This is a genomic window from Saprospira sp. CCB-QB6 (assembly GCF_028464065.1).
Classification (GTDB): Bacteria; Bacteroidota; Bacteroidia; order Chitinophagales; family Saprospiraceae; genus Saprospira.
Map to the genome: position 1 here is coordinate 3,856,019 of NZ_CP116808.1, position 15,530 is coordinate 3,871,548.

At 43.5% G+C, this 15,530-nt stretch carries 13 protein-coding genes; 8 read left to right on the forward strand and 5 right to left on the reverse strand.

Going from position 1 to position 15,530, the window contains the following annotated elements; all coding sequences use genetic code 11:
• Window positions 1-173: 173 nt before the first annotated feature.
• From groL to PPO43_RS14785, 3 genes are all read right to left on the reverse strand, one after another.
• Window positions 174-1,814, reverse strand: coding sequence for a chaperonin GroEL (gene groL / locus PPO43_RS14775; protein ID WP_272619175.1), 1,641 nt, complete (start codon window positions 1,812-1,814; stop codon window positions 174-176).
• A 68-nt stretch (window positions 1,815-1,882) separates the two neighbouring features.
• Complete coding sequence (locus tag PPO43_RS14780) at window positions 1,883-2,149, reverse strand: co-chaperone GroES (RefSeq protein ID WP_002661144.1); 267 nt, start codon at window positions 2,147-2,149, stop codon at window positions 1,883-1,885.
• A gap of 218 nt (window positions 2,150-2,367) precedes the next feature.
• Window positions 2,368-3,243, reverse strand: coding sequence for an STAS domain-containing protein (locus PPO43_RS14785; protein WP_272619178.1), 876 nt, complete (start codon window positions 3,241-3,243; stop codon window positions 2,368-2,370).
• 971 nt (window positions 3,244-4,214) lie between these two features.
• Between PPO43_RS14785 and PPO43_RS14790 the strand changes: the two genes are divergently transcribed.
• From PPO43_RS14790 to PPO43_RS14805, 4 genes are all read left to right on the forward strand, one after another.
• Window positions 4,215-4,565 (forward strand): hypothetical protein, encoded by a 351-nt coding sequence (locus PPO43_RS14790; protein WP_272619180.1) that lies wholly within the window; start codon window positions 4,215-4,217, stop codon window positions 4,563-4,565.
• A gap of 579 nt (window positions 4,566-5,144) precedes the next feature.
• Window positions 5,145-5,612 (forward strand): hypothetical protein, encoded by a 468-nt coding sequence (locus PPO43_RS14795; RefSeq protein WP_272619182.1) that lies wholly within the window; start codon window positions 5,145-5,147, stop codon window positions 5,610-5,612.
• A 10-nt stretch (window positions 5,613-5,622) separates the two neighbouring features.
• The gene (locus PPO43_RS14800) at window positions 5,623-6,231 is read left to right on the forward strand and encodes a Tll0287-like domain-containing protein (RefSeq protein WP_272619184.1); all 609 of its coding nucleotides are present in this window, start codon (window positions 5,623-5,625) and stop codon (window positions 6,229-6,231) included.
• Between the two features lie 66 nt (window positions 6,232-6,297).
• On the forward strand, window positions 6,298-7,539 hold the full coding sequence (locus PPO43_RS14805; RefSeq protein ID WP_272619186.1) for an ABC transporter permease: 1,242 nt from the start codon (window positions 6,298-6,300) through the stop codon (window positions 7,537-7,539).
• A gap of 2 nt (window positions 7,540-7,541) precedes the next feature.
• Here the strand turns inward: PPO43_RS14805 and PPO43_RS14810 are convergent, their stop codons facing one another.
• Window positions 7,542-8,429 carry an energy transducer TonB gene (locus tag PPO43_RS14810; protein WP_272619188.1) on the reverse strand — a complete coding sequence of 296 codons (888 nt, stop codon included), beginning with the start codon at window positions 8,427-8,429 and terminating at the stop codon, window positions 7,542-7,544.
• Between the two features lie 395 nt (window positions 8,430-8,824).
• Here PPO43_RS14810 and PPO43_RS14815 point away from each other — a divergent pair, with 395 nt between their 5' ends.
• The 4 genes from PPO43_RS14815 (at window position 8,825) to ftcD (ending at window position 12,886) form a co-directional block, all read left to right on the forward strand.
• The gene (locus tag PPO43_RS14815; protein ID WP_272619190.1) at window positions 8,825-9,400 is read left to right on the forward strand and encodes a hypothetical protein; all 576 of its coding nucleotides are present in this window, start codon (window positions 8,825-8,827) and stop codon (window positions 9,398-9,400) included.
• A gap of 291 nt (window positions 9,401-9,691) precedes the next feature.
• A complete protein-coding gene (locus tag PPO43_RS14820; RefSeq protein WP_272619192.1) occupies window positions 9,692-10,309 on the forward strand; it encodes an FISUMP domain-containing protein in 618 nt (205 codons plus the stop codon).
• A gap of 253 nt (window positions 10,310-10,562) precedes the next feature.
• A complete protein-coding gene (locus tag PPO43_RS14825; RefSeq protein WP_272619194.1) occupies window positions 10,563-11,147 on the forward strand; it encodes a DUF7935 family protein in 585 nt (194 codons plus the stop codon).
• A 53-nt stretch (window positions 11,148-11,200) separates the two neighbouring features.
• A complete protein-coding gene (gene ftcD / locus PPO43_RS14830) occupies window positions 11,201-12,886 on the forward strand; it encodes a glutamate formimidoyltransferase (protein WP_272619196.1) in 1,686 nt (561 codons plus the stop codon).
• Between the two features lie 72 nt (window positions 12,887-12,958).
• Here the strand turns inward: ftcD and PPO43_RS14835 are convergent, their stop codons facing one another.
• Complete coding sequence (locus PPO43_RS14835) at window positions 12,959-15,115, reverse strand: S9 family peptidase (RefSeq protein ID WP_272619198.1); 2,157 nt, start codon at window positions 15,113-15,115, stop codon at window positions 12,959-12,961.
• Window positions 15,116-15,530 lie beyond the last annotated feature (415 nt).

Below are 15,530 nucleotides of genomic sequence, written 5' to 3' on the forward strand. Positions count from 1 at the left end.
CTTTAGGCCGCAGTTCGACGACCAAAGGGAGTAACCGCCGCAAGGCGAAGCCGCAGCGACAACAAGGACTTTAGTCCGCAGTTCGATGACTGAAAGGAGTAACGCCCCTAAAAATAAAAAACCAGAAAGCCTCGAAAGACCTTCTGGTTTGTAAAATAGTCAGGGGAGATGATTTACATCATGCCGCCCATGCCGGGAGGCATTCCACCGCCGGGCATGCCAGCAGCGCCATTCTCCTCGGGAATATCGTTGATTACGCATTCGGTAGTCAAGACCATACCCGCGATAGAACCAGCGTTTTCTAGAGCTACGCGGCTTACTTTAGTGGGGTCGATTACACCAGCTTCTTTGAGGTCTTGGTAAGTTTCGGTGCGGGCGTTGTAGCCAAATGCGCCTTTGCCTTCCAATACCTTCATGATCACTACAGAACCTTCTACGCCAGCATTGCTTGCGATAGTGCGTAGGGGAGCTTCTAGAGCTGTGCGAACGATGTTGATACCAGCAGTCTCATCATCATTTTCGCCTTCTGCGCCATCTAGGGCAGTTACCGAGCGGAGAAGGGCCACTCCACCACCAGGAACGATACCTTCTTCTACGGCAGCGCGGGTAGCGTGAAGTGCGTCATCTACGCGGTCTTTTTTCTCTTTCATTTCTACTTCAGTAGGAGCGCCTACATAAAGAACAGCTACACCGCCAGCCAATTTGGCCAAACGCTCTTGTAGTTTTTCTTTGTCGTACTCAGAGCTACTGTTTTCCATTTGGACTTTGATTTGGGCCACGCGAGCATCTACTTGCTCTTGTTTGCCTTCACCATTAACGATAGTGGTGTTGTCCTTGTCTACAGTGACGCGCTCAGAGCTACCAAGATGGTGCAATTCTACGTTTTCGAGGCTATAGCCAGTCTCTTCAGAAATTACGGTACCTCCAGTGAGGATAGCAATATCTTCGAGCATAGCTTTGCGGCGATCACCAAAGCCAGGGGCTTTTACGGCTACCACCTTGAGGCCCAAACGGATGCGGTTCACCACCAAAGTGCTCAAAGCCTGAGAATCTACATCTTCAGCAATGATGACCAAGGGACGGCCAGCACCATGTGCTTTTTCTAGTACGGGAACCAGCTGTTGCACGTTGCTGATTTTCTTATCGTGAATGAGGATGAGGGGAGACTCATACTCACATTCCATAGTTTCGGTGTTGGTCACGAAGTAAGGAGAAAGGTAACCACGGTCAAACTGCATACCCACCACTTTAGTCACATAAGTTTCGCGACCTTTGGCTTCTTCTACAGTAATTACCCCATTGGTGCTTACTTCTTTCATTGCTTCAGCAATGAGTTTTCCAATTTCGGGATCGTTATTCGCTGAAATAGTGGCTACTTGCTCAATTTTATTGAAATTGTCGCCAACGATTTCAGAACTTTCTTTAAGGGCAGCAACAACTTGAGCTACAGCCTTGTCGATACCTCTTTTGAGGTCCATAGGATTGGCGCCAGCAGCCACCAATTTCATTCCTGCATTGACCATTGCTTGGGCCAAAACAGTAGCCGTAGTCGTACCATCACCGGCTACATCAGCCGTGCGAGAAGCTACCTCTTTAGCCATTTGAGCGCCCATGTTTTGGATGGGATCCTCTAGTTCTACTTCTTTGGCTACACTTACCCCATCTTTAGTGATATGAGGAGCGCCAAACGCTTTCTGAATGATCACATTGCGACCTTTAGGGCCCAAAGTTACTTTAACGGCATCCGCCAAAGCGTTGATTCCTTCACGCAATTGAGTGCGTGCATCTGTATTGAAGCTAATTTTTTTAGCCATGATATATTGCTAGTGTTTTGAAATTTGAGAAAAAAGATAAAACTAAACCTTTACACTTAAATGAGTGCTTAGTCAAGAATAACAAGAATGTCGTCCTCACGCATAATGAGGTAATCTTTTCCCTGATGGCTGATCTCTTGGCCAGCATATTTGCCATAAAGCACAACATCATCCACTTTTACAGTAAGGGCATTTCCGTCTTTACCTGGACCAACGGCCACTACTACACCTCTCTGAGGCTTTTCTTTTGCCTGTTCGGGCAAGATAATACCACCTTTAGATTTTTCTTCAGCGGCGGCAGGTTGCACAACAACGCGATCGTTGATGGGTCTCATAGCTAAACTGTTTTTTAGTTATAGATGTATCAAATTAAAAGACTGTCAGAACGCAGCAAATTAGAGCTTATTCCAAACAGACAATTCTCTCTTAACAGCTCTTGTGCCAGTTGCCAAAAAGAATAAAAGGGCTGCATATTTGACAGAAATCCGTTCTTTTTGTCAGTTTTTGGCTGACAGAGCTGTCAGTTTTTTATCCATCGCTAGTTTATCGATTCTTAGGCGGGAACAACTTTGAGTTGAGTGCACTTAAATGCTTGTTCTAAGGCATCTTGCATATGGCTTCTAGTACTGATCTTTCCTGTATCTACTCCTAGTTCTACAAGTGTTTGAGCAATGGCTGGCGAAATTCCCGACAAAATTGTTTGGCAGCCCATCAGCGCAGCAGCTTTACTCACTTTTAAAAAATAATTGGCCACAGCAGTATCCACAATCGCCACACCACTAATATCTAAAATGAAAACTTTGGTTTGCCGTTGGGCTACTTCATGAAGTACCGTAGACATAATATTTTGAGCCCTTAGAGAATCTACAATGCCAACAACGGGCAGCAATAATATTCCTTCCCAGATAGGAGTCACCGGAGTAGATAACTGACTGAGCATATCGTTCTGCTCCTGCAGCTGTTTGTTCATCTCATTGTTAAATGTATCGATAGCCACAAAAACCCCAACACTGCTTGTTCGCTTAAAGGCTTGCATCAGCTCAAAGCTCGCTATTTTGTAGTATACAAAGGCTTTTTCCACAATTTCGTTAAAGGCAAAAACGGCAGAGAGATAAGCCTCAAAGGGAAGACCCATTTGCAAAAAGAATAAGACTAGTTTTGAGCTATAATCAATCGAAGAAGAACAAATTTCTACGCTAGTAATATGTTCCCAAAATCGTTCTGACTGACGATCAAAAACCGCTACAACTTCTTCTGTATAAGCGCTGCCATATTCAGGTTGAGTGGCCATCCAATGATGAAAATCCTCAAAAATAGGTGCTTTATACTGCTTAATTTGTTTCATGGCCGAACGTACAATAAGAAGGTCTTCTTCTTGCAATAAAAAAATACTTCGATAACGCTCAGGAGTGATCTGGACAATAGACATATAGGGGTTATATAATAAAGGATGTGAAAATATCGCTATTTGCGATTCATAATAGGGAGTGTTTTTTTTAAAATGGTCACTTTTTATGTTCTGAAAAACGAATAAAATAGGATAATTATTTTTTGGGCTGCCCCGCCCTTCAGCGGCAAAGCCGCTTCGGTCTGGCCTGCGGCCACGGCTGTGTACCGCTCAGCGGTCTTTTTTCTTCGGCATTTAGTACTGTTTGGAGTCTTGTCTGAACCTACTACAAGTCTAGTCAACTTGTAGAACTATCTATGAAAGGATTAGCAATAGGCTTTAGTTAGACTATTGTACTCTTGCAGTGCTGTTTTCTACGCTTTAGTTGGAGCTCTTTACTCCAATTGGGCGGTCTTAAATCTCTAAGTTTTCACTAAGCTTACTGCCTGAAGAGAGTAAATAAAGTGGACCGTTTTAATACTCAACTTCAGTTGCAGATAAAAGAACTGGAGTTAGAGATAAAAAAATAGGAGTTGAGGATAAAAGAACTGGAGCCAAAGGTAAAAGTATATCAACTAAGGATTAAACTGCTTCCTGGCTGGAGTTTAGTACTTTATCTAAGCTGTTCAGAAGAGCATTCAAGGAGTTATAGAAGGATATTTATCTGTTTTAGACCTACTGAATACAGTTAGAGAGGGCTATTCTTGGACCAATAAACTTAGCCAGTAAGTTTTGGATATCTTAAATAGCCGTGTGTGTAGTTGAAAACAAAGCTTAGAAGGGCTATTTTGGGGTTGATGGACTTCTATTTTCGCTTAAATAACCACTAAACAATGAATGAACAATTAAAAGATCGAATAAAAAGAATATCTATTCGTGGACGCTTTGCTATAGCCTTACGTATTCTAGAAATAGAACTACCAAAATATCCTGTATTTGAGCAAAGTCCTACTTCAAAAACCCTAATCAGTAGACTGAAAGAATTTACCAATAGTACGACCGTAGATGATTGGATGGAGGAAACAAATCGAATAACTCCTGCTACAGTTCTAGAAGATGGGGGACGCTATGATGCAGAATATTTCGCTGACTTTCTGAAGGAAGAAGATTTTAATGAATTTCACAAGCAGTACAAAGCATTGCCAGAGCGTTTTTTGTCTGCTATAGATTATACGACCTGGCTTGGTCAAGCCCATATTTATGTGGGAGTTCCAAGTTACTCAGAGGAGACTTATGAATATTTATTAGACGTAATCGAATTAACTACCGTAGATAACTTGCCTGAAATTATAGCCCGTTATGAGTTTTCTTCTTTTGAGCAACGTCATGGTTGGGGAAATCGCTTTAATTATGATGAGGTTTAGGGGCCTCCGCTGCGGCTTCGCCTTGCGGCGCTACGTTTCGGGGCTCGCTGCTCGCTCGGCCCTGCGCGGGCTGCGCCCGCTTGGTCTGGCCTAGGGCCACCCCTGCACATCGCTAGGCCGTTTGGCCTTCGGCCATGGCGGCTTTGCCGCCTGCAATTCATCGCCTAGGGACAAGAATGGAGTCAGCCCTAAAGGGCCTCAAAGGCTGGATGAAAAGTTCAATTCATGAGGGTTTCAACCCTCATTCATCAATCATTGCGAAGCAATATCAACTGTTGTATGGCTGCAGGTTTTAAGCTGCAGCCACAGCTAGCAGGCGGCTTCGCCGCCGCAGGCCTAGGGACTTGTAAGGGGGGCCGCAGGCCCGACCGAGCTGCTTTAGCAGCGAAGGGCCGAGCAGACCTGCGAGCCCTGAAAAGGCCCGGCGGCCGCAGGCCGCAGGCCCCAAAAAAATAAGAATAAAAAAATGTCTCTGTAAGTAGAATCACCTAGAAATAGAAGCAATAAAGCTTAACTTTGGAATAGAAACAACAGGCAGAAAAAATCTGCTTTTCGCTAAGCCAATAAATCTAAAAAACGATGAGCTTTCTATCTAAAATTAAGGACTTTGTAGGTTTTACAGGACTAAAAGTGAATAATGAGCGGCCCAATTTGGAGCTCCCATATCAAACCAAGCAATATGCTTTTCCCTATGTTCTGCAGGCGGGGCATCGTTTGGATATTATAGACATTCGGCAGACGGTTCGGGTGCAGCGCTCTGGTTTCGATGAATGCGTAGAAGAACTTGTTTTGGCCGATAAACTGGCCAGTAAAACAGCTCCAGAGAATTTGCATTTCCCCTTAGCCATTGAAAAAGGAGAGCAATTGCATTATCCATTAAGCTTTGAATTTGATTTGGCGGAGGCGCTTAAAAAATGGGAGATCAACAGTGTAGAAGAGGCCTTGAAAGCAAATTTGAAATTTGAAGTATTGCTTCAAATTGATATTAAAGAGACCTTTTATGCTTTTGATCCAGAGGTCCGTTTTATCTTGGAATTGAAGGCTTAAGGCAAAATAGATGAAAAAACTAAAAATAGCAGGCCTACTTTTTAGTGCTTCCTTACTGCTAGCCTATTGTAGCACTCCAACAAAAGCAGCATGGGTCTATGAGGGGGAAGAGGCGCAAGACCTAAAAAATAAGGGGGCTGAGGCAGCCTTAAAGGCCCAACAGACTTTGCTGAAAACGGTAAAAAACGCCATGACCCAAAAAGGAGTGGCAGGGGCTTTATCCTATTGCAATTTGGAAGCTTTAGGCTTAAAAGCTAAATTGGGGGAAGAAATGGGGGTGGAAATCGCTAGGCGATCCGCCCGTTATCGGAACCCAAAAGATGCTCCAGAAAATGATTTTGAGGCGCAGATTTTGGCAGCTTATGAACAGGCCAAAAAAGAGGGAAAGGACCTCAATAGCCAAATTTTTGAAAACGAGACCCACTATATATACTATCAGCCCATCATGATCCCCAATGCTAGCTGTTTAAAATGCCATGGAAAGCCAGGGCAGGATATAGCAGAGACCGATCTGAAAAAGCTGAGAGCGCTTTATCCAGAAGATAAAGCGCAGAATTACAAAGTTGGTGATTTTCGAGCTACTTGGCGTATTCAGTGGGCTAAAAATCTGAAGGAATAGCCTTTTGGTCGAAACAGCTTGGAAAAGCCTTTGAAAGCGCTTAATTTGAGGAAAACATCCCCGCTTATGCGCATTCAGGAATCTATTAGTATGGCTTTTTCTGCTATACAAGCCAATTTTATACGAACATTTCTCACCTTGCTCATCATTGCCATTGGAATTATGGCATTGGTGGGCATTTTGACGTCTATAGACAGCATAAAGGCCTCTATGTCGGACAATTTTGCCAATATGGGGGCCAATACCTTCAATATTATCCCTTCTGGAACGGGGATTCAGGGCGGACGCCGTGGTCGTCGGCAAAAGCGAGGGGAGTCCATTAGTTTTCAGCAAGCTATTGCTTTTAAGCAGCAGTATGCCTTTCCGGCCAAGGTTTCGGTTTCTGCTTTAGGAACAACCATTGGCGTAATTAAGCGTGGACCAGAAGAGACCAACCCCAATACCACAGTTTATGGTATAGATGAAAACTATCTATCAGTAGCAGGCTACGAGATTGCTCGAGGGCGAAATTTTACCAAAACAGAGGTAGAGTTTGGGCGCAACTTAGTCATTTTAGGAAAGGGCATTGCGGAGCAACTTTTCCCTAAGCAGAGTCAAGAGCGGATTTTAGGCCAGCAGATTAGCTTGCGAAATATAAGTTATACCGTAGTGGGGATTTTACAAGAAAAAGGCTCCAGTATGAGCTTTTCAGGAGACAGAATTGTTTTAATGCCTTTAATGAGCTTGCGTAAATATTTAGGTTCGCAGACGAATTCCTATAACTTATCGGTAGCGGTGCAAGATGCTCAGCAAATGGAATTGGCCATGGGAGAGGCTGAGGGCATTATGCGAGCTGTTCGGCAAGTTCCATTAGGCAAAGAAAATAACTTTGAACTGGAGAAAAGCGATGGATTATTGGACGTTTTAGATGAAAATACCGCTAGCATTCAAATAGCGGCTATCTTTATTGGTTTGGTCACCCTTTTAGGGGCGGCTATTGGCCTGATGAATATTATGTTGGTCTCGGTGACCGAACGAACCCGAGAGATTGGTATTGCCAAATCTTTGGGAGCCACCAAAACCAGCATTCTACAACAGTTTTTAATAGAGGCTTTGGTTATTTGTCAAATAGGCGGAATTCTAGGCATTTTTCTAGGTATTATGATGGGAAATGTAGTGACTTTGGCTATGGGGGGGCAGTTCTTAATCCCTTGGGCCTGGATGGGCTTAGCCTTTGCGCTCTGTTTTCTAGTGGGCTTGGCTTCTGGAATTTATCCTGCCCTAAAAGCAGCAAGCTTAGACCCAATCGAATCCTTGCGTTATGAATAAATTTAGTTGTTCAACTTAAATTTGATCGGGACAACCATGCGCACAGCTACTTTTCTCCCTGCTTGATGGCCTGCTCGCCAACTAAATTTTTGTGCTAAACGCTCTAGGCTTTTGCGTGCAGCCTGTTCAAATCCTTTATTGGGCTCTCCTTGGAGTCGAAGGAGTTTGAGATTACTCATTTTGCCCTCAGGAGTAATCGTAAATTGAAAATAAACAGTAGCTTCTAAGTTTTCTTGGCTAGCCAGGCTAGGATATTGGGTGTACTTGGCCAATTCGTTTAAAAGTTGTTGGTCCGCACAGTTTTTCTGGCTGAGATAATCTCCAGAACTTGGACATTTATCACTCAGCAAATAAGGCATTTCTTCTGCAAAATCATATTCTTTTTCCAGCTTAATTTCTGGCTGCTCTCTTCGTGTAGGTGCTGGCGGCGGCGGTGGAGGTGCTGGCAAAATACCTTTTTCCCCTCTAGCTGGCCCCGTTGGGCCTTTTTCCCCTATAGGGGCATTGATTGGCGCTTCTACTGGATCAATGGGTAATTCAGGAATAGCCAAATCACTAATTTTAATGACCTCAGAAGCTACTTTGGGAGGTGGAATACTAAACACAGGAGTGCTTGCCAGGGGAACCATCTCTTCGTCAAATTGGCTACCCCAACTGCCAAAACGATCAGCAACCACTGTAGCCGAATGAATATTGGTCCAACTGAAAACAATAGCAACAGCAGCCAAGGCCGCACTTAAGCCTAATAATTTTGGGGCCTTAGACGTTCGTAAATCAAAGTCCTTTTGTTGCTTACGCCAAAAAACATAAATAGCCAAACAGAGAGAGAGCAAAAGCAAGGATAATAAAACCTCTTGGCCCGAAGGCGTGAATAAACGAAAACAAAACATTTAGTTAAGAATTTAAAAGCAGTAGGAGAACACTACTGACTTAGTTTAACAAAATGCCTCAATCAAATAATGTTGTGTCTTTTTAGAGATGTCAATCTCTTCTTTTTTGGTGCTACAGGAAGATGAAAATTAACTTTTGCTAATTAAGGGTTTTGCGCTTTATTTTTTTAGTTAAAAGAGCTTGCAGCTTAAAGAATTGTGCAGGACTTCTTTTGAAGCTACCAATGACTATGAAAAATTTATTTTAATAAGGTTATGTTATTCCTTTTTTTAAAAAGAAATAAGTTTTATATTCGTGCTTATAGGGAGCTAAGGCTGTCACAAGTCCTCCAACTTGTTGCAAAGAATTTAGCTCTCTTTAAAGATCAACTAACTTAACTTAAAAACTTTATTTTATGGATTTCTCTAATTTGAAAGAAGAAGATGCTAAGCAACTGCTCATGCAGTATGATGCGCAACAACGTCAACTCTTTTTCCAGCTACAACAAGTACAATCTGCTATCGGACAGCTACATGCTGTTTTGAATGGCGATCAGGCTGTTGAACTAAATGGAGCGCCTCAGGTACAACCTGTAAACAGTGCTTTTATTCCTGTTGGTTATATGTATAATGGCGAGCGTGTGGTTACTCAAGCTCCTGCAGAACAACCTCGCAAACGCCCATATACACGGAATAGCCCATGGCCTAAGTTTATTCTCAGTAAGCTAGAAGAAGGACAAAAAACATTGAGTAGCCGCGAAATCTATGAGTTGGGTATCAAAGCTAATGTAGAAGAAGATATGGGCTTCCCCGATGCAGGAGAAGTACGTCGCCTAATCTCTAGAGCATTACACCGCCTAAGCAATCAGGAGAAAAAAATCTCTAAATTCCCTCTTCGCGAAGGACAAGGAAAAGGCTATAATTACGCACTACCTAACTGGTTAGACAAAAAAGGTAATCTTCCAGATAAGTACAAATCAGAAGACTTCTAGTCTGAAAGACGCTTAACGAAACTAAAATGTCTCTTTGTTTTTACGAGGAGGCATTTTTTTATTTGGACTTTCCATATATTCCTTTTTTGGGGCTGCCCTGCCCAAAGGGCAGGTCGGGCTGTGCCAGGGCTCGCAGGTCTGCTCGGCCCTTCGCTGCTAAAGCAGCTCGGTCGGGCCTGCGGCCCCCCTTACAAGTCCCTAGGCCTGCGGCGGCGAAGCCGCCTGTAGGACCTAAAAGACAAAACGTATTTATATCATAGTGCCTTCGAGCACAATAAAAATTGAGTAATTATGACTAAGTGTTTCTTATCTTGCTTGTTAGCCCTAGGCTTGCTATCATCTTGTAAAACAGCCAATAGTAGTGGCAGTTTTACCGATAACCGAGATGGACAAAGCTACAAAACAGTAAAAGTTGGTGGCAATGTTTGGATGGCCGAAAATCTCCGCTTTGAGCAGGCAGAAGGACAACCTTATGGAAAAAAAGAAAGTGAAAAATCAAAAGGATTGCTCTATACCTTGGCTGGTGCCCGAAACGCTTGTCCGGATGGTTGGCATTTACCTTCTGTTCAAGAGTGGGAGTTTTTACTCAAAAAAGCTGGAGGCTATTATCATGAAGTACTTACTGGACAAAAGCCTAAGATTGAAGGAACACCTTCTTCTGTCTTTCTAAAAATTAAAGAAGGAAGTGGTTTTGGCTTTCCTGTTCAGCCAATTGGTTGGGGAAGCCCAAAAAATGGGGGCTTATTTATGGCGCAGGGACAACAAACTGCTTTTTGGACTAACACTGAACATCCGACAATGAAAAAAAGTCACAAATTTGTCTATTTTGATTTTAATGAGCAGAAAGTTAGTGTAACACAAAAACCTTTTGATGATTTGCTTTTGCCCTGTCGTTGTGTGCAGGATTAAGTAAGCACTGAGGCCGAGAGACCAAAAAGCCGTTGGCCCAGCGCTGCGCAGCAGTGGCCGCAGGCCAGACCCAGCGGGCGAAGCCCGCGCAGGGCCGAGCAGACCTGCGAGCTGCGAAGCATAGCGGCGGCCGCCCCAAATTGGAGGGCGGCCGCGGGCCCCAAAAAAATAGGATTAAAGCGAATTCATAAACTTTGGAAATCAGAACAAGCTGCTTATATTAGGCGCCTAAAATCAAAATCTCATCAACATTATGTGGGTAGACATTATCCAAATCACTTTGCCAGCCCTGTTGCTATTTGTGGCCACCTTATTTTTGGTCAACAACTTTTTGAAGAACCAAAGAGAGGCGATGCACAGCTTTTTGCTCAAAGAAGCTGAGTTTAGAAAAATTGAGGGCGAGCGCCGTAAAATTGAGCTACAAAAAGCCAATAAAGAAACGACTTTGCCCCTGCGTTTACATGCTTATGAGCGCCTTTCGCTCTATTGTAACCGCCTTGATATTATCGATATTTTGCAGCGTTTTGATCCTGATGAACTATCGGCTAAGGCTTATAGTGCACAGCTACAAATTGCATTAGAGGAAGAGTTTTCGCATAATGTGACTCAGCAAATGTATATGTCTGAGGAGCTTTGGCAGATTATTTTGTTGGCCAAAAAAGAGGCAAAAATGATTTTGCAAAGCGTACAACAGCAATTAGATGCTGTGGCTGAGGGGAAGCAATTGCCTGCTCAGAAGTATGTAGAAGTACTGCTCGTTTACCTCGAAGAAACTCCGCAAGAAGGGCATTTACATGCGCTTTCTGCGATTAAAAAAGAGGTGGCTCTTTTGTTTTAGAAGGCCACTCATTTGGACCAGTTTAGGTCAAAACAACAGCTAATTAACAACTTATGTCTAAGCGTCTCATCGAATGCGTGCCCAACTTTAGTGAAGGCCGCCGCCCCGAAGTTATTGCCGAAATCACTGCTGCTATTGCGGCCGTAGAAGGTGTAAAATTGCTTAATGTGGACCCTGGAAAGGCGACCAACCGCACGGTGGTTACTTTTGTTGGTGAACCCGAAGCGGTGATTGAAGGAGCTTTTCAGGGGATTAAAAAAGCCAGTGAGCTCATTGATATGAGCAAACATAAGGGAGAGCACCCTCGTATGGGGGCCACCGATGTTTGTCCACTCATTCCCATTTCGGGCGTTTCTGTAGAAGAAGCCGTTGCTTATAGCCAAAAGTTAGGCGAAAGAGTGGGGCAGGAGTTGAATATTCCCGTCTTTTTGTATGAGCATTCAGCGAGTCAGGCTAAATGGAAGAATTTGGCCAATATTCGCTCTGGAGAATATGAGGCGATGGCCGATAAATTGGCTACGCCAGAGTTTACGCCTGATTATGGTCCCAAAGCTTTGCATAAAGAAGCAGGAGTTATGGCTATTGGCGCTCGTGATTTCTTGATTGCTTATAATATCAACCTAAATACAACCTCAGTTCGTCGAGCTAACTCTGTTGCCTTTGATATTCGAGAAGGGGGCCGCGTTAAGCGAGAGGGAGATCCCATTACGGGCAAAAAAGTATTGGATGAGAATGGGCAGCCGGTCCGAATTCCTGGTGCTTGTAAGGGGGTAAAAGGAATTGGTTGGTTTATTGAAGAATATGGGGTGGCTCAGGTGTCGATGAACATTACAAATATTGCACAAAGTCCCTTGCATATTGTTTTTGAGGAAAGCTGTAAGTCAGCAACCAAAAGAGGAATGCGCGTGACGGGTTCTGAGCTAGTTGGTTTAGTGCCACTTAAAGTGATGCTAGATGCTGGTCGTTATTTCCTCCGTCAACAGCAGCGTTCTGTTGGCGTTTCAGAACAAGAATTGATTAAGATTGCGGTCAAAACTATGGGCTTAGATGAGCTCTCTCCCTTTGATCCCAATGAGCGCATTATTGAATATCAATTGAAGGATGCTAGCCAGCAGCCATTGATTCAGATGAGTTTATCGGATTTTGCTGCAGAAACCTCTTCAGAAAGTCCAGCCCCAGGTGGTGGCTCTATTTCTGCCTATGTAGGTGCTTTAGGTGCTGCTTTAGGCGGTATGGTGGCCAATTTGTCTAGCCACAAAAGAGGCTGGGATGATCGCTGGGAATACTTTAGTGATTGGGCTGAAAGAGCTCAGGTCCTAGAGCGAGAACTGGTTGATCTAGTCGATAAAGATACCGATGCCTTTAATGGAATTATGGCGGCTTTCCGCTTGCCTAAAGGTAGCGAGGCCGAAAAAGCAGCCCGCAAAGAAGCAATTGCCGAAGCCACCCGCCAAGCGATTTTGGTGCCTTTTCAAGTGATGAAAGCCTGTATAGCTACTTTGCCGCTTTTGGAGGAAATGGCCAAGGAGGGAAACCCCAATTCAATTAGTGATGTGGGAGTTGGAATGCTTTGCGCTAGAGCTGCTCTCCGTGGCGCTTACCTCAATGTAAAGATTAACAGCAAAGGTATGGAAAACGATAGTATCGTTAGCGATTGCCTACAAGAAGGAGCGCTAATGATTGATAAAATGCAAGCCGCTGAAACGGCTGTATTAGCCATTGTGGAAACTAAACTCTAGTTTCTATTAGTAGGTAGAAATGAAAAGAGCCACTAGCTTATCGCTAGTGGCTCTTTTTTGTACCCTCAATTTCTAGAGCTCTTCCAAAATGAATTTTGTCATTTTGTTGTAGAGATGGAGACGGGTATAGCCGCCATAAATCCCATGGTTTTTATTGGGATAAAATTGCTGATCGAAGGGAATATTGTTGTTAATCAACTCTGAAGACATTTCGGCTGCATGCTGAAAGTGTACATTATCGTCGGCAAAGCCATGCACCAATAAGTAAGCGCCTTCAATATTTTCTACAAAGTTGATGGGCGAGTTTTGCTCATAGCCCTCATTGTTTTCTTTGGGCGTGCGCATATAGCGCTCGGTATAAATGCTGTCGTACCATTTCCAGTTGGTTACTGGAGCCACAGCAATGGCCATTTTGAAGATTTTGTTTCCCTTGGCCAAGCAAAGCGAAGAAAGATAGCCGCCAAAGCTCCAGCCAAAGATGCCAATGCGATCACCATCTACATAATCTAAGCTAGCCAAATAGTTGGCGGCCGCAATTTGGTCCATTGCCTCATATTTACCCAACTGCAAATAGGTCGCTTTTCTAAAGGCCTCTCCTCTGGGTTCTGTACCGCGATTGTCTACAGAAACTACAATGTAGCCCTTTTGGGCAAGCAACTGAAACCACATATTGTTGCCATCTTTCCAAGCATTGGTGGCCGTGGGAGCAGAAGGACCGCCATAGACATACATGAATACGGGATACTTTTTTTGGGGATCAAAGTTGGGAGGCAATACTCTCCAACCATTGAGGGTAAGGCCTTCGGGATTTTTGAAAGAGAAATATTCCGTTTTGCCCAAATTGTAGTTTTCCAAACGCTTTTTGAGCGCCGCATTGTCCTCAATTACACGCAACTGTTTGTTGTTTTTGGTCTGATAAACCGTAAAGCTAGGCGGCGTATTGATGTCCGAATGCTTGTTGATATAAAAGGCAAAAGTAGGACTAAACTCTGCGCTATTGCTGCCCGAAGCTTTGCTCAACTTCTTCATTTTCTTGCCCTTTAAGCTGACCCAATAAACCTCTCTTTCAGTCGATTTCTCAGCAGCAGCCTGAAAATAAAGCCGCTCATTCTCTTCGTCTAGACCATAAAAATCAGTGATGTCCCATTTGCCTTTGGTCAACTGCTGAATCACTTTGCCCCCCTTGTCATAGAGGTAAAAATGACGGTAACCATCGGTTTCATCCGACCAAACAAAGCGTCCATCTTTTAAGAAGACCAAATGATCTTCAATGTCAATGAAGTATTTATTTTCTTTAGACATCAATAATTGGGGCGCTGCTGCATCAGCAGCCAATAAAAAGAGGTCCAATTGATTCTGATGGCGATTCATCCGATAGATGCAAAGCTCATTATTAGGTGTCCAAAGCAAACGCGGAATGTATTGATCCGCTTCTCCTCCTACTTCCAATTGACGGAGCTTTTTGGTCTTCAAATCATAGAGATGTACCGTTACAAGAGCATTTTTTTCTCCCGCTTTGGGGTACTTAAAGCTAACGGGATTTGGATAGAGATTACCCAAATAATAGGTCATTCCAAATTCTTTTACGGCTGATTCATCAAAGCGAAGAAAGGCAATTTTGCTCCCGTCAGGTGACCAAAAGAAGGCTTTGTCAATGGCAAATTCTTCCTCATAAACCCAATCTGTGGCCCCATTGATAATCTTATTTTGAGCCCCATCTGTGGTCAATTGTAATTCCTCGCCCGTTTGCAAATCTTTGTAAAATAGGTTGTTGTCTCGAACAAAAGCTACCTTGTCCGCCTGCGGGTTAAAGCTAGCGTAACGCTGCTTTCCAGCTTCCGAAAGGGCCTCCAATTTCTTGCTCTTGCGCTCATACACAAAGTAATTGGCACTATAAGAATAACGGTAAATTTTGGCCGGCTCGGTTTCCAATAAAATCTTTTCCTCTTTTGGTCCAAAACTATAGCCCGAAATATCAAAGCCATTTTCTGCGGTGAAAAGAACTTGGCTTTCTTGGCCCGTTTTCAAATCAAACTCCCGAATCTTATTGCCGTCTAACTGGCTGTAATGTTGCCCATCTTGCATAAAATTAAAACCCTGAGCCGATTGCGAAAAAAATTGATAGTTCCGCCAAATTTCTTCCAGTTGAATGTCCTTTTTTTGGGCCCAAAGCGAGTTGGGCGCTGCTACTAGCAACAAAAAGGCTAGTCCAAAATAATGTTTTATCATTTTTTCTAAATTGATGAATGAAAATACAGTTTGATAATCAATTGTTTAGGGGCTGATTGTTGCTGTATTTAAATAAATAGATATGAAAATAGAATCTTTTTCCCGAACTTAGGGTTGTTTACTAGTACGCCCCAGACGATATTCCCCGAACTTATCTAAAAAAGGAAGTTCTTCCCAAAAGGACTATTCTTTTCTACAAAAAAGAAAAAAAGTTCGACGATATCTAGCCTTTAGTAGCGCTTATTTTGGGGCTGCCCCTTCCGTTGAGTTAAAACCCAGCGCAAAGCGGTATCGCTTTGCGAAGCGATACAAAATGAGGGTTGAAACCCTCATGAATGATCGGGCGGGTCGGGCTGTGTCGTGGCTCGCAGGTCTGCTCGGCCCTGCGCAGCAGCAAGCTGCTGCTGGGTCTGCG

Bases quoted from the DNA above. Each gene is read 5' to 3' on its own strand.
- groL (WP_272619175.1), bottom strand. From the start codon at position 1,814: ATGGCTAAAAAAATTAGCTTCAATACAGATGCACGCACTCAATTGCGT.
- PPO43_RS14780 (WP_002661144.1), bottom strand. From the start codon at position 2,149: ATGAGACCCATCAACGATCGCGTTGTTGTGCAACCTGCCGCCGCTGAA.
- PPO43_RS14785 (WP_272619178.1), bottom strand. From the start codon at position 3,243: ATGTCTATTGTCCAGATCACTCCTGAGCGTTATCGAAGTATTTTTTTA.
- PPO43_RS14790 (WP_272619180.1), top strand. From the start codon at position 4,215: ATGGAGGAAACAAATCGAATAACTCCTGCTACAGTTCTAGAAGATGGG.
- PPO43_RS14795 (WP_272619182.1), top strand. From the start codon at position 5,145: ATGAGCTTTCTATCTAAAATTAAGGACTTTGTAGGTTTTACAGGACTA.
- PPO43_RS14800 (WP_272619184.1), top strand. From the start codon at position 5,623: ATGAAAAAACTAAAAATAGCAGGCCTACTTTTTAGTGCTTCCTTACTG.
- PPO43_RS14805 (WP_272619186.1), top strand. From the start codon at position 6,298: ATGCGCATTCAGGAATCTATTAGTATGGCTTTTTCTGCTATACAAGCC.
- PPO43_RS14810 (WP_272619188.1), bottom strand. From the start codon at position 8,429: ATGTTTTGTTTTCGTTTATTCACGCCTTCGGGCCAAGAGGTTTTATTA.
- PPO43_RS14815 (WP_272619190.1), top strand. From the start codon at position 8,825: ATGGATTTCTCTAATTTGAAAGAAGAAGATGCTAAGCAACTGCTCATG.
- PPO43_RS14820 (WP_272619192.1), top strand. From the start codon at position 9,692: ATGACTAAGTGTTTCTTATCTTGCTTGTTAGCCCTAGGCTTGCTATCA.
- PPO43_RS14825 (WP_272619194.1), top strand. From the start codon at position 10,563: ATGTGGGTAGACATTATCCAAATCACTTTGCCAGCCCTGTTGCTATTT.
- ftcD (WP_272619196.1), top strand. From the start codon at position 11,201: ATGTCTAAGCGTCTCATCGAATGCGTGCCCAACTTTAGTGAAGGCCGC.
- PPO43_RS14835 (WP_272619198.1), bottom strand. From the start codon at position 15,115: ATGATAAAACATTATTTTGGACTAGCCTTTTTGTTGCTAGTAGCAGCG.